Here is a 21396-nt window from a genome sequence, read left to right as displayed (position 1 = left end):
GACAGGCCCGGCTGGTACTTTCAGCGCCATGCCCGCGCACGTGTCGACCGTCCCGTTCGTCCCCGTCGTCCTCGGCGGCGAGCTGGCGTCCTACACCCTCGCCCGCGCCTTCCACGCCGAGTTCGGCGTGCGCACGACCGTGGTCAGCCGGACCGTCCCCTCGGCGGTCCGCGGGTCGGCGATCATCGACAACGTCCGGGTGCCGCAGATGGACGACGACGACGTCCTGCTGGCCGCGCTCGCCCGCATCGCCGACGCCCACCCCGGCCACCGGCTGCTGCTGCTGGGCACGGTGGACGTGTGGGTCGGGCGCATCGCGGGGCTGCGCGACCGCCTGGACGAGCGGATCGCCGTCCCCTACCCGCCCCTGCCCCTCATCGAGCAGCTGTCGGACAAGGAGGGCTTCGCGGCGGCCTGCCAGCAGGTGGGCATTGCCCACCCGGTGACCCGGTTCCTGCCGGACCAGGCCCCCGAGACGGACGTCGCCGGTCTGGTCGAGGACCTGCGCTGGCCGCTCGTGGCCAAGGCCGCCGACTCCGTCTCGTTCAGCACGCTCGTCTACGAGGGCAAGCAGAAGGTTGCCTACTGCGACGACCTCGACTCCCTGATCGCCTTGCGCCGCACCATGTCCGGGGCAGGGTATGCCGGTGCGCTGGTGGTGCAGGAACGCATCCCGGGAGGCGACGAGCAGATGCGCGTTCTCACGACCTACAGCGACCGCTCGGGCAGGGTGCGGTGGGGCCGGCTGGGTCAGGTGCTCCTCGAGGACCACGACCCGGCGATGATCGGCAACCCCCTCGCGGTGATGCACGGTGCGAGCAGCACCGCGCTCGCCGAGATCACCCGGCTGCTGGAGCAGGTCGGCTGGACCGGCTACGCCAACTTCGACCTCAAGGTCGACCCGCGCGACGGCACCGAGTACTTCTTCGAGCTCAACCCCCGGCTCGGCCGCTCGCACGCCTACCTGCACGCGGCCGGCCATCCGCTGGCCGCCCCCCTCGTCCGGGAGTACGTCGAGGGCCGCGACCCCTTCGACGACGTCGACCCGGGGCCGGAGACCGACGACTGGCTCTACTCGATCGTCCCGGTGCCGCTGCTGATGCGCTACGTCACCGACAAGGAGAACCGCGCCCGGCTCGCCACCATCCGCAAGGGCGGGCGGGTGATCCGTCCACTCCGGTACTCCGTGGACAGCGGCGCCGAGCGGCGCGTGGCGCAGCTGAAGAGCGACGCGCTGTACGCCCGCAACTTCGCCACGCACTACCGCCGGCCGGTGACCTCGTGAGCGGGAGGGACGTCGGGGGCGCGGGCGACGTCGGGGGCGTCGGCGCGACGCCTCCGCTCCTGCCGGGCACGTGGCGTCGTCCGGTCCTCGGGGTCCTGGGCGGGATGGGTCCGGCCGCCACGGTGAGCTTCCTCGACGCGCTGGTCCGGGCCACCCCGGCCGACCGCGACCAGGACCACATCGACACCGTCGTGCTGGGTCACGCCACCACCCCCGACCGCACCGCCCGGCTGCTCGACCTCTCCCAGCCCGACCCCACGCCATACCTGATGGGGGACCTGGAGCTGCTCGCGCGGCTCGGGGCCGCCTGCGCCGTCATCGCGTGCAACACCGCGCACGCGTTCCTGCCGCGCGAGCTCCCGCTGCCGCTCCTGTCGCTGGTGCGCGTGGGTGCAGAGGCGGCCGTCGAGCGGGCCCGCGAGCACGCCGCCGGGCGGCAGCCCGGGGTCAGGGTCCTGGCCACCGACGGCACGCTCCTCAGCAGGGTCTACCAGGAGGCCCTGACCGACCTCGGCGCCGAGGCCCTGCTCCCGCCCGAGGACGGTCAGCGGGCGGTGATGGCGATGATCTACGACGGGGTCAAGGCCGGGCTGGACGTGCCTGGTGACGACTTCCTGGCGCTCCTCGAGCGTCTGCGCGGCGACGCCGACGCGGTCCTCCTCGGGTGCACCGAGCTGTCCGTGCTGGCCGGGCAGGCGGGGGAGCGGCTGCCCCGGTATGCCGTGGACGCCCAGGCCGCGCTCGTCGCGCGCGTGGTCGCCGAGGTGGGCTGAGGCTCGGCAACTCGCGGCAACCCGGCATGGACGCTGCAGCGGCGCCGCTACGGTGACCGTCATGACCCCGCTCCCCGATCCCGCGCCCGGTGTCCCCGTCCACCTCGTGGTCATGGGGGTGTCCGGGACCGGCAAGACGACGATCGCCGGGGCGCTGCGCGACCTGCTGGGCTGGCAGTTCGCAGAGGGGGACAGCTACCACCCGCCGGAGAACGTCACCAAGATGGCCCGCGGGCGGCCTCTCATGGACGAGGACCGGTGGCCGTGGCTGGAGACGTTGTGCCGGTGGACGGCCGAGCGGGACGCGGAGGGGCTGCCCACGATCCTGACCTGCTCGGCGCTGAAACGCTCCTACCGCGACGTGCTGCGGCGCGGGGGCGAGGGCACCTTCTTCGTCCACCTCGTCGGTGACAAGGGTCTGCTGCTCGAGCGGATGCAGCACCGCCCGGGCCACTTCATGCCGCCGACCCTGCTCGAGTCGCAGCTCGACACCCTGCAGGACCTTGGACCCGACGAGCGCGGCATGCTCGTCGACGTCGCCAACCCTCCGGAGCGGGTCGCGCGCATGGTGCTGGCGCAGCTGGACGTCCCTGCGGGGAACGTGCAGACGCCCTCAGAGGAGCTCTAGGCCCTCGGCGACGACCCGGCCGCGGTGCAGGACCGTCCGGTCCGGCAGCCGGTCCATCACCGCAGCCGTCGGTGTCTCGCCGCCCACGAGCAGCAGGTCGGCGCGGTCGCCGACGAGCAGGCCTGGGCGGTCGTCCGTCCCGGTGAGACGCCGAAGGCCGCGGTCCATGATCGACGCCCCGCCGCGCGAGGCGACCGCCAGACAGTGCTCGACAAGCTCGTCGCGACGGAATCCGTGCGTGAACGCCAGCTGCCACGTCCGGTCCAGCATGTCGGCGTTGCCGTAGGGCGACCAGTAGTCGCGCTGCCCGTCCTCCCCGAGGCCGACCCGGACCCCGTGCTCGACCAGCAGCTCCAGGGGGAGGTTCTGGCGGCCGCCGGGCGCCACGGTCGTCGTCGCGACGTCCGCCTCGGCGAACCGTTCCACGAGCGACCGCGTCTGCGTCTCGGTGCCGTCCCACAACCCGTAGCCGTGGGAGACGACGACGTGGCCGTGCATGCCCAGCGCCACGGTCCGCTCGAGGATGAGGCCGGCGGAGAACCGGCCGAGGTCGCCCGGCTCGTGCAGGTGCACGTCCACCGGCACGCCATACCTCTCCGCCAGCCCGAAGACGATGTCCAGGTGACGGACCGGGTCGCGGTCCAGGCTGCACGGGTCGATCCCGCCGACGACGTCGGCGCCTGCCCGCAGGGCGTCCTCGAGCACCTGCGCCGAGCCCTCCTCGAGCAGCAGCCCCGCCTGCGGGAAGGCGATGACCTGCACCTCGGCCCGGTCGCGGTGGGTCTCGCGCGCGGCCAGCACCGCCACGAGACGCTCCAGCCCGGCGTCCACGTCGACCTGCGCGAAGGAACGGACCCGGGTCGTCCCGCGGGCGACCATCATCCCCAGGGTCTGCGCGACCCGCTCGGTGATGCCGACCTCGGCCCCGCGCCAGTGCTCCCGGTCGTTGAGCATCATCGCCCAGACCCCGGGCCCCCCGGTGTGCGGCCGGAACGGAAGGCCGAGCCGCGTCGAGTCCAGGTGCACGTGCACGTCGGCGAACGCCGGCAGCAGCAGACGGGCCCTGCCGTCGACGTCGTCCGGACCGGCCGCCGCCTCCCTGGCGGACGAGATCTCGGCGACCACCTCGCCGTCCAGGCGGACGTCGGACAGGTCCCCTCCCCAGGGGCGGCATCGGCGGATCCACATGGACACCCAGGCTAGGGCGTACCGCATACCCTGGGGGCGTGCTGACCCAGGACCTGCCCCGCGACTGGTGGAAGAGCGCCGTCGTCTACCAGATCTACCCCCGCAGCTTCGCCGACAGCGACGGTGACGGGATCGGCGACCTGCGCGGGATCATCGACCACCTCGGTCATCTCGAGGCGCTGGGCGTCGACGTCCTCTGGCTCAGCCCGGTCTACCGCTCGCCGCAGGACGACAACGGCTACGACATCAGCGACTACCAGGACGTCGACCCGATCTTCGGCACGCTCGCGGACCTCGACGCCCTGATCGCGGCGGCGCACGCCCGCGGTATCCGGGTCGTCATGGACCTCGTGGTCAACCACACCTCCGACGAGCACCCCTGGTTCGTCGAGAGCCGGTCGTCGCGGACCTCTCCCCGGCGGGACTGGTACTACTGGCGGGACGAGCCCAACAACTGGGGCTCCTTCTTCTCCGGCTCCGCCTGGGAGCCGGACGAGGCCACCGGCCAGCACTACCTGCACCTCTTCAGCCGCAAGCAGCCGGACCTCAACTGGGAGAACCCGGAGGTCCGGGAGGCCGTCTACGCGATGATGCGCTGGTGGCTCGAGCGCGGGGTCGACGGCTTCCGCATGGACGTCATCAACCTCATCGACAAGCCAGGGGGGCTCCCGGACGGCCGGGTCGGGCCGGGCGACCTGTGGGGGGACTCGTTCTCGATGGTCGCCAACGGCCCGCGCGTCCACGACCACCTGCGGGAGATGCAGGACCGGGTTTTCGCGGACCACCCCCACGCCTTCCTCACCGTGGGCGAGATGCCCGGGGTGGGCGTCGGTCAGGCCGCGCTCTTCACCGACCCCGCACGGCGCGAGGTCGACATGGTCTTCCAGTTCGAGCACGTCGACCTCGACTCAGGGCCGGGGGGCAAGTTCGACGTCGTGCCGCTGGCCATGCCGCGGCTGCGCGAGAGCCTCATGCGCTGGCAGGTCGGGCTCGCCGAGGTGGGGTGGAACTCCCTCTACTGGGACAACCACGACCAGCCCCGAGCGGTCTCGCGCTTCGGCGACGACGACGAGGTGTGGCGGGAGCGCTCGGCCAAGACCCTCGCCACGGTGCTGCACACCCTGCGCGGCACGCCCTACGTCTACCAGGGCGACGAGCTCGGGATGACCAACGTGCCCTTCGACTCCCCCTCGGACTTCCGGGACATCGAGTCGCTCAACTACGTCCGCGAGCAGACCGCAGCCGGGGCGTCGTTCGGGGACCTGCTCGCCGGGCTGCGCGCCAAGTCGCGCGACAACGCCCGCACACCGATGCAGTGGACGGGTGGGTTGCACGCTGGATTCACCACCGGAGAGCCATGGATTCCTGTGCCGCCCAACGCTTCCCGCGTCAACGCGGAGTCGCAGGTGGGCGTCCGGGGCTCGGTGTTCGAGCACTACCGGGTACTGGTGGCGCTGCGTCACGAGGAGCCGGTCGTCGCACGCGGCAGCATCACCCCGCTCGCGATGGACCACCCCGACCTGTGGGCCTTCGGCCGGGCCCACGACGGCGTCGAGCTGCTCACGCTCGCGGCGTTCGGGCGCGAGCCGGTGACGGTGCCCGCCGAGATGCTGCAGGGCTGGACGGACGCCGCAGCCGTGGTCACCACCTCGGCCGGGGCCGCCACGTCCCTGCTCGGGAGCGGCGTGCTGCCCGGCTGGGAGGCCGTCGTCCTGCGACGGGTGTCGCGGGCCGTCTGACCCGACCGGGGTCAGCGCAGCTGCGGGAGCACCTCCGCACCGAAGGTGTCGACGAACCGGGCCTGGTCCCGGCCGACGAAGTGCAGGTAGACGTCGTCGAAGCCGAGGGCGGCATACTCCGCCAGCCATTCCCGGTGGCGACCCAGGTCGGTGGAGATGCGCACGTGGTCGTGCACCACCGCAGGCGTGACCGGCTCGGACATGACGTCGAAGGCCTCTGGTGTGGCGGTGTCCCAGTTGACCGGCTCGGCGAAGACGTTGCTGCGCCACTGGTCGTGGGCGATGCGCTCGGCCTCGTCCTCGTCCGGGGCCCAGGACAGGTGGACCTGCAGCGACGCCCGGCCCCGGCCGCCCGCGTCGCGGTAGGCGGCGAGCAGCTCGCGCAGCCGGTCCTCCGGCTGGTTGAGCGTCACCAGCCCGTCGGCCCACCCGGCCACCCGTGCGGCGCTCTCCACCGAGACGGCAGGACCGACGAGCAGCGGCGTCGGGTCTGCCCTCTCCCAGACCCTCGCGCGGTCGACCGTGACCAGGCCGTCGTGCGAGACCTCCTCGCCCGCCAGCAGCCGTCGGATCACGTCCACGCACTCCTCCAGCCGGGCCGTGCGCACCTCCTTGCGCGGCCAGGCCGCACCCGTGACGTGTTCGTTCACGTTCTCGCCGCTGCCCAGCGCCACCCAGAAGCGGCCGGGGAACATCTGGCCCAGGGTGGCGATCTTCTGCGCGTGCACGGCGGGGTGGTAGCGCTGGCCCGGTGCCGACACGCAGCCCAGCTGCAGGTCGGTCGTGGCCAGCACCGCCCCGAGCCATGCCCACGCATAGCCGGAGTGGCCCTGCCGGGCGCCCCAGGGGAAGAGGTGGTCGGAGCACATCGCCATCTCGAAGCCCGCCTGCTCGGCGTGCTGGACGTCCGCCAGCAGCTGGCGGGGGCTGATCTGCTCGTGCGAGGCGTGGAAGCCGAAGCGGGTCATCGTGGTCCTTGTCTGTGTCAGGGGATGGCCAGGCGGCCCTGGGGGCGGAGCCCTGCCCACCGCACGCCGTAGCCGTCGAGCTGGACGGGCAGCACGCCACCCTTCTCCACCGCCAGCGTCTCGTGCGAGAGGAGGTCGGTCAGGTGCGGGTCGGGGATGGGGCCGTCGACGGACACCTGCACGGTCACCGGTTCCGCCCCCAGGTTGTGCACCGCCAGCACCGCCGAGCCGTCGATGTCGAGCCGGTGGGCCAGCACCTGGTGGCCAGCGTCGTGCTCGAGCACGGTGAGCTCGCCCCAGCCCACCTCGGGGCAGGTGCGCCGGACGTCGATGAGTCGTCGGATCCAGGACAGCAGCGAGTCCGGGTCGTGCTGCTGGGTGAGCACGTTGACGTGCTCGGGGCCGTAGGGGCCGGGCACCACCCGCTGCACGAGCTTCGAGGGCCGTGCGGTGGAGAACCCGCCGTTCTTCCCAGGGCTCCACTGCATCGGCGAGCGCACCGCCATCCGGCCCTCGGCCTGCAGGTCCTCGCCCATCCCGATCTCCTCGCCGAAGTAGAGGGCAGGGGTCCCGGGCAGCGAGAACATCAGCGAGTAGGCCATCGCGACCCGCCGTGGGTCACCGCCCAGCATCGGGGGCAGCCGTCGCTTGAGCCCGCGGTCGTAGACCTGCATCTCCTCCTCCGGGCCGAAGGCGTCGAAGACCTCCTGCCGCTCGTCGTCGGTGAGCTTGTCGAGGGTCAGCTCGTCGTGGTTGCGCAGGAAGGTCGCCCACTGGCAGGTCCGGTGGAGCCGGGGGCGCCCCTGCAGTGCCTCGACGATCGGTCGCACGTCCTCGCGGGCCATCGCCAGGTAGCACGCCTGCATCGTGATGAAGTCGAACTGCATGTGCATCTCGTCGGCGGAGTCCCCGCCGAAGAAGCGCAGCTGCTCCTCGCGGCCCATGTTGACCTCGCCGAGCATCATCGCCGACCCCTGGCGGCGGGAGAGGAAGTCGCGCAGCTGCCTCATGAAGCGGTGCGGGTCCACGACATACTCCGGGGACCCCGTCATCTCGGCGGACTGGCCCAGGAAGGGCACGCCGTCGACCCGGAACCCGTCGACCCCCAGCTGCAGCCAGAAGCCGACCGTGCGCATGATCTCGTCGACGACGGCCGGGTGGTCGAGGTTGAGGTCGGGCTGGTGCGTGTAGAAGTGGTGCAGGTAGTACTCCCCGGTCCTCTCGTCCAGCTCCCAGATCGAGTCCTCCTTGTCGGGGAAGACGACCTGGTCGGAGGTGTCGCCCGGGTCGTCGGGGCGCCACACGTAGAAGTCGCGGTAGCGGTTCTTCGCCGGGTCCTTCTCCTTGCGGGAGGCCTTGAACCACGGGTGCTGGTCGCTGGTGTGGTTGATGACCAGGTCGGTGATGACCTTGATGCCGCGGTCGTGCGCGAGGCGGACGAGCTCCACGAACTGCCCGAGGTTGCCAAGCCGCTCGTCGACGCCGTAGTAGTCCATGACGTCGTAGCCGTCGTCGCGGTCGGGGCTGGGGTAGAACGGCATGAGCCACAGGCAGGTGACGCCCAGGTCGGCCAGGTAGTCGATCCGCTGGGCGAGTCCCTCGAGATCACCCACCCCGTCGCCGTCGGCGTCGTAGAAGGTCTCCACGTCCATGGAGTAGACGATGGCGTTCTTCCACCACAGGTCGCTGGTGTCGGTGATGCGCATGCCCCCACCCTTGCCGAACGGGGACCAGTCCGCCACCGCTGCGCCGCGGCCCGAGCTCCGCACCCGGCGCGACAGGACCTCTCCCAGACCGTTCTGTCCTATCGTGGGTCGATGTCGACCACGTCGGCGGTGTCGGCCGGGGACCTGCTCCCGCACGGCGTCGTCACGTTCCTGTTCACCGACATCCAGGGCTCCACCCAGCTCCTGCGTCGACTCGGTGACGGCTACCCCGAGGTGCTGGGGACGCACCAGCGGTTGCTCCGGGAGATCTTCGCCCGGCACCGCGGGTGCGAGGTCGACACCCAGGGAGACTCGTTCTTCGTCGCGTTCTCCTCGGTCCGCGAGTCGATCGCCGCGGCGGGGGAGGCGCAGCAGGCTCTGTACGGGTACCCGTGGCCCCACGGTGAGCCGGTCCTGGTGCGGATGGGGCTCCACACCGGCGAGGCACTGCTGGTGGACGGCCACTACGTCGGGATGGACGTCCACCGGGCCGCCCGCATCGCGAACGCCGGCCACGGCGGCCAGGTGCTCGTGTCCGCGCGCTCCCTCGAGCTGGCGGGAGGGACGCCGGTCAAGGACCTCGGTGAGCACCGCCTCAAGGACCTGGAGCGACCGGAGCGTCTCTACCAGCTGCTGGTCGAGGGTGTCCCCGACACGTTCCCGGCCCTGAAGTCCCTGGGGTCGCCCACGAACGTGCCGCACCACGTCAGCAGCCTGGTCGGACGGAGCGAGGAGCGGCGCCAGCTGCGGGCGCTGCTCGAGGACCCGGCGGTCCGCCTCGTGACGGTGACGGGCATGGGTGGCACGGGCAAGACGCGCCTCGGGGCGCACGTCGCGCTGGAGGCCCTGGAGCTCTTTCCCGACGGCGTCTACTTCGTCGACCTCTCCGCCGTGAGCTCCCCGGCTGCCGTGGCTCCGGCGATCGCGGAGGTGCTGGGGGTGACGGCCGAGGGCGACGCCTCGGTTGAGGAGCGGCTGCGCCAGCACCTGGCGAACCGGACACTCCTGCTCCTGCTCGACAACGTCGAGCACGTCCTGCCCGCCGGGGTGATGGTCTCGGCACTGCTCGAGGCCACCACCCGCGTCACGGTCCTCGCGACGAGCCAGTTCCCGCTCGGGATCCAGGGGGAGCACGAGTACCCGCTCGACACACTGTCGCTGCCTGCCGACGACTCCCTCGCGCAGGTCGGTGCCAGCGACGCCGTCCAGCTGTTCGTGCAGCGAGCGACCCAGGTGCGACCGAGCTTCCGTCTCACGATCCAGAACGCGGCCGCGGTGGCGCAGGTGTGCCGGCTGCTCGACGGACTGCCCCTCGCCATCGAGCTCGCTGCCGCACGGACGAGGCTGTTCACGCCGCAGGTGCTGGTGCGGCGGCTCGACGACCGGCTCGGCCTGCTGAGCGGCGGCCCGGCCGACGCCCCCGAGCGGCACCGCGGGCTGCGGGCGACGATCGACTGGAGCGTCGACCTGCTGTCCGCCGAGGAGCGTCAGTTCTTCAGCGATCTCTGCGTGTTCAGCGGTGGGGCCAGCCTCGAGGCGGTCGAGGCCGTGGTCCCCGTCAGCGACGGCCACGCGCTCGACCTGCTGGAGTCGCTCGTCAACCACAGCCTCGTCCGGCAGCGTCAGCCCGACCACGGCGAGCCACGGTTCCAGATCCTGCAGGTGCTGCGCGACTATGGCCTCGAGGTCGCGCGCGCTAGCCCTGCTCGTCTCCAGGCCGTGCGGGTGCGGCACGCGGACCACTTCCTCGACCTGGCGACCCGGGTGAGGGGTCCGAACCCGGGCCCGGCTCCCCAGGAGCACGTGCTCGACGAGGAGCGGGACAACCTCGAGGCGGCGCTGCAGTTCTGTCTCGACGAGGCCGCGCGCGGGGATGGCGCAGCCGGGGACAGAGCGGTGCGTCTCGCAGGCAGGCTGGGTCACCACTGGTACATGCACGGGCAGGCCAGGGAAGGAAGTCGCCTGCTGGAGCTGGCGCTCGCCTCCTCGCCTCACCCGCCCGCCGACGATGAGGCGCTGGCGCTGCACTTTCTCGGTGTGCTCCTGCAGCACACGGGTCAGGCCAACCGTGCGGTCGAGGTGCTCGAGCGAGCGGTCGCCCTCCGCCAGGAGGCGGGGGACCGCGACGGCGAGGCAGCCAGCCTGAACAGCCTCGGTGCCGGGCTCCGGTACCTCTCCCGACTCCAGGAGGCGCAGGACCGACTGTGGGAGGCTGCCGCGATCCGCAAGGAGCTCAACCAGCAGGGCGGGCTCATCAACGTCCACAACAACATCGGTCTGGTGCTGGTGGACCGGGGCCGCGTCGCCGAGGCGAAACGGTTGTTCGCCGACAACCTCGTGCTCGACCGTGAGCGCGGCGACGCCTGGGGCGCCGCCTGCTCGATGCTCAACCTCGGCGTGGCCCAGCTCGTGGAGGACGACCCCGACGGAGCAGCACCACTGATCGGCGACGCTCTCGGGGTGTTTCTCGAGCAGGAGGACTCTGACGGAGCTGCCGAGACGCTCGAGGCGTGCGTGGGGGTCGGGGTCGCGCGGGGGAGGTGGACCGCTGCGGCGCGGGTCGCCGCTGCGACCGAAGCCTTCCGCCGCCGCACCGGGCTCGTCGCCAGCGGGCCCGAACGGGTGCTGATCGACCGGTGGACGGTGCGCTGCCGGGAGGAGCTGTCCGCGGAGGCCTTCCAGCAGGCCTGGTCCGAAGGCGCGCAGATGACCCTCGAGCAGGCGGCGGCGTACGCCCGCAGCGAGGTCCTCCGGACGCCACGGACCACAGACTGACAGGAAGACCACGACGGGGCCGCCACCGCTGGTGCGGTGACGGCCCCGTGGTCGGGTCCTGCGGGGGGCTCAGCCCTGCGGGCTCTGGTCCCAGGGCTTGCGCTCACCCTCCGGCCGCTCCCAGGAGTGCGCGCCCGGCTGGTCACGGTGCGCCGGTGCCGTCGGGGCCTCGACCGCCGGCGTGTCCTGCCCGAGCAGGTCGGTGAGGTCCTCCTGCTGCGGCAGCTCTCCCAGCTCGGGGGAGCGAGCCTGTCGGCGAGCCTTCTCGGCCGCCGCGGCGACTGCCTTGTCGGCCTCCTCCTTGCTGCGGCCCTTCGTGGCCCCCTCGGCGTCCCGGGAGGCGTCCTCGGCCTCCGCGCGGGCCCGGCGCAGCGCCTCGCGCGGGTCCTCCAGGGTGGGGGTGTCCATGTCGTCGTAGGTCACCTGGCCGGCGTCGGGGCGCAGCCCGATCGACGGGCCGTCCAGCCCGGCGTCGCTGCCGCCCCCGCTGCCGCCGCCGAGCGCCTTGCCGATGCCCGAGAGGGCCGCGGTGAGCTCGGTGGGCACGACCCACATCTGGTTGGACTCGCCCTTGGCGATCTCCGGCAGCATCTGGAGGTACTGGTAGGCCAGCAGCTTGCTGTCCGGGTTGCCCTTGTGGATGGCGTCGAAGACCTGCAGGATCGCGCGGGCCTCACCCTGGGACTCGAGGATCGCCGACTGGGCGGTGCCCTCGGCGCGCAGGATCTGGGCCTGCTTCTCGCCCTCCGCCGTGAGGATCTGGGACTGCTTGACGCCCTCCGCGTTGAGGATGGTGGCGCGCCGGTCGCGCTCGGCACGCATCTGCTTCTCCATCGAGTCCTGCACCGAGGCGGGCGGGTCGATGGCCTTGAGCTCGACGCGGTTGACCCGGATCCCCCAGCGGCCGGTGGCCTCGTCGAGCACGCCGCGCAGCTGGCCGTTGATCATGTCGCGGCTGGTCAGCGTCTGCTCCAGGTCGAGGGAGCCGATCACGTTGCGCAACGTGGTGACGGTCAGCTGCTCGATGCCCTGGATGTAGTTGGCGATCTCGTACGTCGCCGCCTTGGGGTCGGTGGGCTGGAAGTAGATGACGGTGTCGATCGAGACGACCAGGTTGTCGCTGGTGATCACCGGCTGCGGCGGGAAGCTGACGACCTGCTCGCGCAGGTCGACGACCGCGCGGGGGCGGTCGACGAACGGGATCAGGAAGTGCAGGCCGGCGTCGAGGGTGCGGTCGTACTTGCCGAGCCGCTCCACGATGACGGCCGTGGCCTGGGGGACGATGCGGATCGCGCGCGCGATCGCGGTGATGACGAACAGCGCCAGGAGGGCGACGACCGCCCAGACGACGATGCTGATGGGGTCCGGCATGAACTTTCTCCTTGGATGTCAGTGACGTGCGTGTCTGCGGGGTGCCGGCTCAGGCCTCGAACGGCTTGTCCTCCGGTGTCGCTACGCCGACGACGGCGGTGGCGCCGTCGATGCGCACCACGGTGACGATCTCGCCGGTGCCGAAGGTCTGCCCCTCCAGCTCGGCCCGTGCGGTCCACTGCTCACCCCGCAGCTTGACCAGCCCGGCCCGGTCGGTGACCTCCTCGAGGACGGTGGCCGGACGGCCGACGTTGCCCCCGATGCCGATCGTGGAGTCCGCACCGCGCACGCGCAGGTGGCGCAGCGCGATGGGACGCAGGGCGAGCACCAGCAGGGAGGACGCGGCGAGGAAGACGAGGATCTGCCCGATGATGCCCAGCCCGGCGCCCGCGACGACGGCGGCCACCAGGGCTCCGAGCGCGAGCATGAGGAAGAGCAGGTCCAGCGTGGTCATCTCCACCACACCGAACGCGAGCGCCGCACCGATCCACAACAACCACGGGGATTCCCTGAGCCAGTCCATGCAGCCTCCTTGGTCTGTGTGCCCGCCAGTGTATGGGGTGGACGTCCCGCGACCCCGGACGGTTCCACGGGGCCACCAGACAGGGGGCTACCAACGGCAGGGGCTACCCGGCACCGGCTACCAGAGGGAGGGGCCGACGAGGACCGGGGTGCTCGGCGCGGGCCGCTCGGCCGGCGCCGGCGCGACCGGCTGCGGTGCGGACCCGCCGGTCAGCGCCCGCGCGATGATCCCGAAGACCTGCTCGGTCTCGATCAGGAAGGCGTCGTGGCCGTAGGGCGAGTCGATGACTGCGAGCTCGCGACAGGCCGGCGAGGAGGCGAGCGCCCGGCCGTCGGCCGGCGTGAAGAGCCGGTCGCTGCTGACCACCCCCACCGTCAGCTCGGCAGTGATGCGGCGCAGCGCCGCCTCCACCCCGCCGCGACCCCGGCCCACGTCGTGGCTGTTCATGGCCTCGGTGAGCACCAGGTAGGAGTTGGCGTCGAAACGGCGAGCGAGCTTCTTGCCGTGGTGCTCGAGGTAGGACTGCACGGCATACCTGCCCCCGCGCAGCGGCTCCTCGCCGTCCTGGGCGCACGCACCGAAGCGCAGGCCCAGCTCCTCGGCGGAGCGGTAGGTCGCGTGCGCGATCTGCCGGGCGATCTCCAGGCCCTGGCGCGGCCCAGGACCCGGGTAGTAGTCGCCGCCGTGGAAGGCCGGGTCCAGGCGGATGGCGTGGCACTGCGGCACCGACCAGGCGATCTGGTCGGCCGTGGCGGCGGCGCTCGCGGCGAGGACCACGCACCGCCGCACGCGCCCGGGGTAGCTGACCGCCCACTCGAGCGACCGCATGCCCCCGACCGAGCCGCCGACCACGAGGGCGAACTGGTGGATGCCGAGGGCGTCCGCGAGCCGGGCCTCCGCGCGGACCTGGTCGCGGACCGTGATCCGCGGGAAGGATGAGCCGTAGGGACGGCCGTCCGGGGCCTTCGACGACGGGCCGGTCGTGCCCCGGCACCCGCCGAGCAACGCCGGGGCGACGACGAAGTGGTCGTCGGTGTCGACCGGTCGTCCAGGCCCGACGAGACCGGGCCACCACCCGGGGGTCGGGTGGTCCGGCCCGCGCTCGCCGACGACGTGGCTGTCGCCGGTCAGGGCGTGCAGGACCAGGACCGCGTTGTCACGGGCGGCGTTGAGCCGACCCCAGGTCTGGTAGGAGACCCGCAGGTCTTCCAGCTGCTCCCCGCCGTCGAGCGGCAGGGCTCCCAGCGACAGGGTGCGTCGGCGCGACGCCGGGACGTCGCACGGGACGGTGGCCACGGGTCAGGCCGCCTCGGTCGCGCGGACGACCTGCGCCGCGGCCAGGAAGCCGGTCTCGAGGTCGGCCCAGATGTCCTCGACGCCCTCGATGCCGACGGCCAGCCGCACCAGCCCGGGCGTCACGCCCGCGGCCTGCTGCGCCTCCTCCGAGAGCTGGCTGTGCGTGGTGGAGGCCGGGTGGATGACCAGCGAGCGCACGTCGCCGATGTTGGCCACGTGGCTGTGCAGCTCGAGGGCGGAGACGAAGGCGCGTCCGGCCTCGGCACCACCGGCGATCTCGAAGGCCAGGACGGCGCCCGCGCCCGCGGGCAGGTACTTCTGCGCGAGCGCGTGGGACGGGTGGTCCGGCAGTCCGGCGTAGTGGACCTGCTGGACCTGCTCGTGCGCGGCGAGCCGCTCCGCGACCACGCGGGCGTTCGCGACGTGCCGCTCGACCCGCAGCGAGAGGGTCTCGATCCCCTGCGCGATGAGGAAGGCGTTGAACGGCGAGACCGCCGGGCCGAGGTCGCGCAGGAGCTGCACGCGGGTCTTGAGGATGTAGGACAGGTTGACCCCGAAGATGCCGTCCTTGCCCAGGGTCTCGGCGTAGACCAGGCCGTTGTAGCTGGGGTCGGGGGTGGTGAACCCGGGGAAGCGGTCGTTCTGCGCGTAGTCGAAGGTCCCGCCGTCGACGATGACGCCGGCGATCGCGGTGCCGTGGCCGCCGAGGTACTTCGTCGCGGAGTGGACCACGACGTCGGCGCCGTGCTCGAACGGCCGGGTCAGGTAGGGCGTGGCGATCGTGTTGTCGACGATGAGCGGCACCCCGACCTCGTGGGCGACGTCGGCGACCGCCCGGATGTCCAGCACCTCGCTGCTGGGGTTGGCGATCGTCTCGCCGAAGAACGCCTTGGTGGTGGCGCGGGCGGTCGCCCGCCAGGACTCGGGGTCGGTCGGGTCGGGCACGAAGCTGACCTCGATGCCGAGCCGGGGCAGGGTGTGGGCGAAGAGGTTCTGGGTGCCGCCGTAGAGGCTGGGGCTGGCCACGATGTGGTCGCCAGCGCCGGCGATGTTGAGGATCGCCAGCGTGATCGCCGAGGAGCCGGAGGCGACCAGCAGGGCGCCGACGCCGCCCTCGAGGTCGGCGATGCGGTTCTCCACGACCTCCTGGGTCGGGTTGGTGATCCGCGTGTAGATCGGACCGAGCTCGGCCAGCGCGAAGCGGTTGGCCGCCTGGTCGGCGTCCTCGAAGACGTAGGAGGTGGTCTGGTAGATCGGCAGGGCCCGGGCGCCGGTGGCGGTGTCGGGGGTCTGGCCGGCGTGGATCTGACGGGTGGTGAAGGAGTGGGTCACGAGCTGCTCGTTTCGGGGCGAAGGGTTCGGCAGGGGCGGTGTGCTCGCTCTGCTGAGCCCTCCTCGGCAGCGTGGAGGTGTGCCGTGCGGCCGCGGACAGGGCGCAGGGTGCTGCGGAGGCGGGGCTCAGCAGCTGCGCATTCGGCGGCGGTCGGTGGGCATGGGTGATGTCTACCAGCGGCAAACGCCCGAAGTCAATGCGCCCTGCCACCCGGACCACCGCTCCATACGGTGGATCCTGCGGTCATCACTACTCTGTGTGCAGATCAGTCGGGCGTGGGGGCCCTTTCCGGCAGGAGGGGGTCGGCTCGACCCCCTCCACCGATGTTCACGGCAGGTCGACCACCCACCCGCCCTCGAGGGTGTCCAGGTCGAACCGGGACAGACCCTGCCAGCTCAGCGCCCACAGGTCCTCGCCGATCACCAACGTCCGGGACGGGGGCTCGCCCCACTCCTGCGTCGTCGGGGTCGTGGACACCCGTCCGCCCTCGACGAGGGTGCCCTCGCCGACCGTCATCGTCAGCACCCCGGCGAAGGTCGAGGGCTTGTCCCCGGGCTTCTCGGTCCAGCTGTGCGCCGGTAGGACCACCTGGCCGGTCTGGGGCCAGAGCAGGAACGCACGGTGGTCGCCCTCGACCGGGGACCAGGTGTCCGGCCAGGTCAGCACCGTGGTCTGCACGGGGGCGGAGAGGTCCCGGATGTCGAACAACGAGACCTGAAGGCCGTTGGTCTGGCCGGTGTCGACGTCGGCGTCCTGACCGACCCCCAGCAGCCAGCCGTCGGCGACCGGGTGCAGGTAGGCGGAGTAGCCCGGGATCTTCAGCTCGCCGGCCACGGTGGGTGCGGCCGGGTCGGAGGTGTCGACCAGGTAGAGCGGGTCGGTCTGCCGGAAGGTGACGATCGCGGCGAGGTCGTCGCTGAGGTAGCGCACCGCCCGGATCTGCTCGGTCACGCCCAGGCCGTCGACCCGGCCGGTCTCGGTGAGGGCGTCGCCGTCCTCGCGCAGGACGACGAGCGCGGACTGGGACTGCTGCGACGCACCGGGCGGGTCGGTGGTCGTGGCCACCCTCAGCACGCCGTCCGCCTCGTCGAGCGACCACTGGCTCAGCAGCCGGCCGTCGACGCTCCCGGAGGCGCGGTACGTCGTGGCGTCCGGGTCCGAGATGTCGAAGGTGTGCAGATCGGTGCGGTTGGTCGGCTGCGGTCCTGGCCAGATGTCGGCACCCCCCGCCCACTGCCACATGTCCCACCCGCTGGTGGCGACGACGAGCCGGTCGGAGGAGGCGTACACCGTGCTGCCCGTCGCCACCAGCCCTGCCCCTGAGGTGGGGGCCGGGTCGGCGGCGGCCACGTCGAAGGTCAGGACGCTCATCGTCGACAGTCCGGCCGGGTCGCGCGGCCGGGCGATCTGGTCGCACCCCAGCAGCTGGTCGGTCGACACCGCCCGACCGTCGGCGTCGAGCACCTGGACGTGGGGCACCCAGTCGTCGATCGTCGTGGCCCGGATGAGGTCACGGTTGGCCTGCTCGGCCTCGTCCTCGGCGACGAGGGTGGAGTTGCGCGGCTGCGTCTGCTCCACGCCGGGCGGCTCGGACACCAGAACCATCCGCACCGTGTCCTCGACCATCCGCGCCGAGCGGTAGGAGCCCTCGATCCGCATCGAGCCCACGGTGCGCGGCTTCGCCGGGTCGCTGATGTCGACGGTGGTGACGATCGTGCGCGAGGGCGGGAAGGCCACGTGCCGGCCGTCGACGGGCTGTGCCCAGCCGCCCCACTCCTGGCCGAGCACGACGAGGGTGCTCCCGTGCAGCAGCAGCTCGGCAGCGGTGGCGCTGCGGCCCGGCACCGGCACCGTCGAGACGACCTCCTCGGACGCGACGTCGACGATGCGCACGGTGCCGTTGACGGCGGCGACGATGACCCGACCGTCGGTCTTGACGATGTCGGCCTCGTCGACGCCCTCCTCCTGCACGTTGGTGCTCGAGTGCTCGGGAGCCCCCGAGCCGGGGGCGGCGCCGTCGGCCGCAGAGGCCGCGTCGCCTCCCATCGAGTCCTCGGTGGCCATCGACCAGGTGCCGCCCCCGCCCAGTCCCCAGGGTCCGACGACCGCGAGGGCGTTGGCCTGGTAGTAGGTGAGCAGCTGCTCGCAACCGTCGAAGTCGGCGACGAACCCGACGGGGAGCGCGGTGACGGCGGCGCGGGCCTGCGTCTCGTCCCAGGGCCCGGGTGTGCCGGGCGGGTCCTGCGTCGAGGGGGCGGGTGCGCAGCCGGCCAGCGCCAGGGTGGCGGCGAGGGGGAGCGCCAGCAGGGAGAGGAGCGGTCGAGGCATCGGGGGCCTCCTGCGACGAGGGTGGCTGACGGCAGTGTCCTCCGTCGGACGCGGCCCCGACGGTCCCGGTTCCGCCGCCCCTCGCCGGCGATCACGCACGACGGCGCCGGGCGGACCGATGAGGTCCTGCCCGGCGCCGGACGGTGCGAGGAGCGCGCCGTCAGTCGTGGAGGTGGCTGGTCGTCGAGCGTCCCTTTCTCTTCGAGACCACGTAGCCCACGACGGCCACTGCGAGCAGGAGGGGGAGGAAGCGCACGGTCTCGCCCAGGATCGAGGCGACGATCCCGAAGGCGGCGAGGGCCCCGAGGCCGAGCACGACGAGCGAGCGCCCACGGCCCTCGCGGAGCGCGCCCTCCGCGTGGGTGCGCCCGCCCTGGTCGGGCAGGGCGGCCCAGGCGACGAGGTATGCCGCGATACCGGTCCCGAAGAACAGGGCCAGCACGACCGCGAAGAGGCGGACCGCGGCGACCGACAGACCGCTCTGGCGCGCGATGCCCGCGCACACGCCACCGAGGACGCCGTTCTCGGAGTCACGACGCAGCGGCGAGCGGCGCAGGGTCGCGAAGCCGCGGTCCAGGCTGCTGGGGCCGGGGACCGGGCCGCCGTTGCTGCTGGTCGCCCCGGTCCCGGAGCTCGGGCCCGCCTGGGTACCCGGGTCCTGGAGGGCGGCCGGTCGGACCCCCCAGACGTCCTGCTGGGGGGTCGGCCGGGGGCTCGATCCCGACAGGGGTGGGGTGGTGGGGACGGGGGTCTGCGGCTGGGTGTCGTTCATGGATCCATCGTGTCCCTCGAGGGGTGGTCCGGATCAGCCGGAGGACTCCCGAACCTCAGCGGGGGATATCCCCCGGGGAGGTTGGGGGGTCAGGAGGGACGACTGCTGACCAGCCCCAGCAGGGTCGACAGGGCGGTGAGCCCCGCGACGAGGACGGCTGCGCGCCCCACGCCGGTGCGCGCTGCCACCTGTGCGTCAGAAGTTGATCATGTGGCCGGCGATGCCGTGGACGGACTCCTTGACCGCTTCGCCGAGGGTCGGGTGCGCGAACACCACGCGGGACAGCTCGTCGGCGGTGAGGTCCCAGGTCTGCGCGACGTTGATCGCCGGCAGCAGCTCGGTGACGTCAGGGCCGATCATGTGGGCGCCGAGGATCTCGTTGTGCTCCGCGTCCGCCACGATCTTCACGAACCCGACGGGGTCGCCCAGCCCCATCGCCTTGCCGTTGGCGCTGAAGGGGAAGCTGGCGACCGTGATCTCGTGACCGGCGTCCTTGGCCTGCTGCTCGGTCAGCCCCATCGAGGCGACCTGCGGGTGGCAGTAGGTCGCGCGGGGGATCATCCGGTAGTCCAGCGGCATAGTCTCGGCGCCGGCGATGACCTCGGCAGCGATGATCCCCATGGCCTCGGCGACGTGCGCGAGCATGAGCTTGGCGGTCACGTCGCCGACCGCGTAGACGCCGTCGACGTTCGTGCGCATGTAGTCGTCGATGGCGATCGCGCCGCGGTCGGTCAGCTCGACGCCCGTCGTCTCCAGACCGAAGCCCTCGGTGCGCGGGGCGAAGCCGATCGCGGAGAGCAGACGGTCGGCCTCGAGGACCTTCTGGTCGCCGCCGGCGGCGGGGGAGACGGTCACCTTCACGCCCGACCCGGTGTCCTCGACGGACTCGACCTTGGTGCCGGTGAGGACCGTGACGCCCAGCTTCTTGTAGTGCTTGGCCAGCTCCTTGGACACGTCGGCGTCCTCGGCGGGGACCATCCGGTCCATGAACTCCACGATCGTCACGTCGACGCCGAAGTTGGTCATGACGTAGGCGAACTCGACGCCGATCGCGCCGGAACCGGCGATGATGATCGACCCCGGCAGCTCGTCGTCGAGGATCTGCTCCTCGTAGGTGACGACGTTCTTGCTCACCTCGACGCCGGGGAGCATCCGGGTCACCGAGCCGGTGGCGAGGATGAGGTTGTCGAACTCGAGCTGCTGGGTCTGGCCGTCGTTCAGCGCCACGTCCATGCTCTTCGGGCCGGTGAGGGTGCCCCAGCCGTCGATCTCGGTGATCTTGTTCTTCTTCATCAGGAAGTGGACACCCTTGACGATGCCTGCCGACACCTGGCGGCTGCGCGCGTGGGTGGGGCCGTAGGACATCGTGGCGTCGCCCTCGATGCCGTACTTCTTCTTGTCGTGGGTCAGCGTGTGCGCCAGCTCGGCGTTCTTCAGCAGCGCCTTGGACGGGATGCACCCGACGTTGAGGCAGACACCGCCCCAGTACTGCTTCTCGACGACGGCGACCTTCTTGCCCAGCTGGGACGCGCGGATCGCCGCGACATACCCACCAGGACCGGCGCCCAGGACAACAACGTCAAAGTGATCGGCCATGAGGGTCAGTATGCCGACACCCGGGGGGCGGCGCCCCCCGGGTCCCCCGGGTGTCGGCACGCCGACCGGTCAGTCCTCGATGATCTCGCCGTCGGCGACCTCGTCGGCGACCTCGTCGGCGACCTCGTCGTCGCGCTCGACCTCGGACTCGGCCAGCATGCGGTAGAGGTCGCGGCGGGCGCGGTCGATGACCTCGACGGCCTGCCGGGTCAGCGTGTCGTCACCGGCCTGGCCGACCGCCTGGGTGGCCATCGCCAGGCTGCCGAGGGCCTTGAACAGGGTGCCGCCCGTGCGCCAGGCGCTCTGGGCCTGACCGCCGTGCCCCTGACCGTGCGTGTGACGCGCGCTGCGCTCGCCCCGGGCCCCCCGTGGTCCGCGACCGGACCACGGGTCCTCCGGCTCCTCGCCGGAGCTCCAGGCCAGTGCCGGGCCGGACTCGGCGGCCTGCCGGCCGGCGTCGGTGAGCTGGTAGGCCTTGCGCCCGTCCACCTCTGCCTGCTCGACCAGGCCCTCGTCCTCGAGCTGCGCCAGCGCCGGGTAGATGGCGCCGGAGCTGGGCTGCCACGCCCCGCCGGTGCTCTCGGCGATCTCCTGCATGAGCTGGTAGCCGTTCATCGGCTCGCGCTGCAGCAGGTGGAGCACGGCGTTGCGGACGTCACCGCGGCGCGCCCGGCGGGCCCGCCCACCGGGACCGCCGGGGCCACGCTGTCCGCGGCGGCCCTCCTCGCCGGCCCACGAGCCGAAGCCCTGGCCCCAGCCGCCGCCTGTGCCGAACGGGCCCTGAGGCCCGAAGATCCCGCCCGGCCCCAGGGGGCCGCGCGGTCCGAAGGGGCCCTCGGGCCCGAAGAACTGCTCGGGGTCGAAGCCCCGGTTGCGGTAGGTCATGTCTGCCTCCAAGAAGGAATCCGGCAGCGCCCCTGAACGCGCGCTGCGTCATACCCAAGACTGACATGACCTATCAAGACATGTCAACGTTATATCGATAACGACGAGGCGATGCATAGTTGTGCGGTGAGTCACATATTCATCCAGGGGGTTGACGCTGGGGCACGGATGGGTCAGGGTGGGCCTATGCAGCTTTCCGTCGTCGTACTTATTACCGAGGGGCGCGCCCC

The 21396-nt window shown here is 72.0% G+C and carries 16 protein-coding genes; 5 read left to right on the top strand and 11 right to left on the bottom strand.

All coding sequences use genetic code 11. From position 1 onward, the window contains the following. Positions 1 to 28: 28 nt before the first annotated feature. From ACI3ET_RS12285 to ACI3ET_RS12275, 3 genes are all read left to right on the top strand, one after another. On the top strand, positions 29 to 1285 hold the full coding sequence (locus ACI3ET_RS12285; RefSeq protein WP_405033341.1) for a carboxylate--amine ligase: 1257 nt from the start codon (positions 29 to 31) through the stop codon (positions 1283 to 1285). Beyond that, positions 1282 to 2058 carry an aspartate/glutamate racemase family protein gene (locus ACI3ET_RS12280; protein WP_405033340.1) on the top strand — a complete coding sequence of 259 codons (777 nt, stop codon included), beginning with the start codon at positions 1282 to 1284 and terminating at the stop codon, positions 2056 to 2058. Before ACI3ET_RS12285 ends, ACI3ET_RS12280 begins: the two co-directional genes overlap by 4 nt. 61 nt (positions 2059 to 2119) lie before the next feature. Then, the gene (locus ACI3ET_RS12275) at positions 2120 to 2686 is read left to right on the top strand and encodes a gluconokinase (protein WP_405033339.1); all 567 of its coding nucleotides are present in this window, start codon (positions 2120 to 2122) and stop codon (positions 2684 to 2686) included. Here the strand turns inward: ACI3ET_RS12275 and ACI3ET_RS12270 are convergent. Then, positions 2672 to 3880 carry an amidohydrolase family protein gene (locus tag ACI3ET_RS12270; RefSeq protein ID WP_405033338.1) on the bottom strand — a complete coding sequence of 403 codons (1209 nt, stop codon included), beginning with the start codon at positions 3878 to 3880 and terminating at the stop codon, positions 2672 to 2674. The genes ACI3ET_RS12275 and ACI3ET_RS12270 overlap by 15 nt on opposite strands. A gap of 32 nt (positions 3881 to 3912) precedes the next feature. On the opposite strand from ACI3ET_RS12270, the gene ACI3ET_RS12265 reads away from it, so the two are divergent. Then, positions 3913 to 5613, top strand: coding sequence for an alpha-glucosidase (locus ACI3ET_RS12265; protein WP_405033337.1), 1701 nt, complete (start codon positions 3913 to 3915; stop codon positions 5611 to 5613). A gap of 11 nt (positions 5614 to 5624) precedes the next feature. On the opposite strand, the gene ACI3ET_RS12260 is transcribed toward ACI3ET_RS12265, so the two are convergent. Next, on the bottom strand, positions 5625 to 6581 hold the full coding sequence (locus ACI3ET_RS12260; RefSeq protein ID WP_405033336.1) for a TIGR03885 family FMN-dependent LLM class oxidoreductase: 957 nt from the start codon (positions 6579 to 6581) through the stop codon (positions 5625 to 5627). 17 nt (positions 6582 to 6598) lie between these two features. Then, positions 6599 to 8287, bottom strand: a complete 1689-nt coding sequence (locus ACI3ET_RS12255) for an alpha-amylase family protein (protein WP_405033335.1) — start codon at positions 8285 to 8287, stop codon at positions 6599 to 6601. A gap of 111 nt (positions 8288 to 8398) precedes the next feature. Here ACI3ET_RS12255 and ACI3ET_RS12250 point away from each other — a divergent pair, with 111 nt between their 5' ends. Further along, complete coding sequence (locus tag ACI3ET_RS12250; RefSeq protein WP_405033334.1) at positions 8399 to 11062, top strand: ATP-binding protein; 2664 nt, start codon at positions 8399 to 8401, stop codon at positions 11060 to 11062. Positions 11063 to 11131: 69 nt separating this feature from the next. Here ACI3ET_RS12250 and ACI3ET_RS12245 read toward each other — a convergent pair whose 3' ends face one another. The 8 genes from ACI3ET_RS12245 to ACI3ET_RS12210 form a co-directional block, all read right to left on the bottom strand. Then, on the bottom strand, positions 11132 to 12433 hold the full coding sequence (locus ACI3ET_RS12245) for an SPFH domain-containing protein (RefSeq protein WP_405033333.1): 1302 nt from the start codon (positions 12431 to 12433) through the stop codon (positions 11132 to 11134). A 49-nt stretch (positions 12434 to 12482) separates the two neighbouring features. Next, entirely contained in the window at positions 12483 to 12956 is a 474-nt protein-coding gene (locus ACI3ET_RS12240) for an NfeD family protein (protein ID WP_405033332.1), read from the bottom strand. Between the two features lie 117 nt (positions 12957 to 13073). Further along, complete coding sequence (metX, locus tag ACI3ET_RS12235) at positions 13074 to 14252, bottom strand: homoserine O-acetyltransferase MetX (protein WP_405033331.1); 1179 nt, start codon at positions 14250 to 14252, stop codon at positions 13074 to 13076. Between the two features lie 3 nt (positions 14253 to 14255). After that, positions 14256 to 15584, bottom strand: coding sequence for a bifunctional o-acetylhomoserine/o-acetylserine sulfhydrylase (locus tag ACI3ET_RS12230; protein WP_405033330.1), 1329 nt, complete (start codon positions 15582 to 15584; stop codon positions 14256 to 14258). Between the two features lie 328 nt (positions 15585 to 15912). Next, entirely contained in the window at positions 15913 to 17913 is a 2001-nt protein-coding gene (locus ACI3ET_RS12225) for a beta-propeller domain-containing protein (protein WP_405033329.1), read from the bottom strand. 160 nt (positions 17914 to 18073) lie between these two features. Then, entirely contained in the window at positions 18074 to 18685 is a 612-nt protein-coding gene (locus ACI3ET_RS12220; RefSeq protein WP_405033328.1) for a PspC domain-containing protein, read from the bottom strand. A gap of 195 nt (positions 18686 to 18880) precedes the next feature. Next, positions 18881 to 20281 (bottom strand): dihydrolipoyl dehydrogenase, encoded by a 1401-nt coding sequence (gene lpdA, locus ACI3ET_RS12215; RefSeq protein ID WP_405033327.1) that lies wholly within the window; start codon positions 20279 to 20281, stop codon positions 18881 to 18883. A 69-nt stretch (positions 20282 to 20350) separates the two neighbouring features. Further along, the gene (locus ACI3ET_RS12210; protein ID WP_405033326.1) at positions 20351 to 21166 is read right to left on the bottom strand and encodes a PadR family transcriptional regulator; all 816 of its coding nucleotides are present in this window, start codon (positions 21164 to 21166) and stop codon (positions 20351 to 20353) included. Positions 21167 to 21396 lie beyond the last annotated feature (230 nt).

The organism is Ornithinimicrobium jinqii, assembly GCF_045032595.1.
Classification (GTDB): Bacteria; Actinomycetota; Actinomycetes; order Actinomycetales; family Dermatophilaceae; genus Ornithinicoccus.
This window is presented reverse-complemented; position numbering and strand designations above follow the sequence as displayed.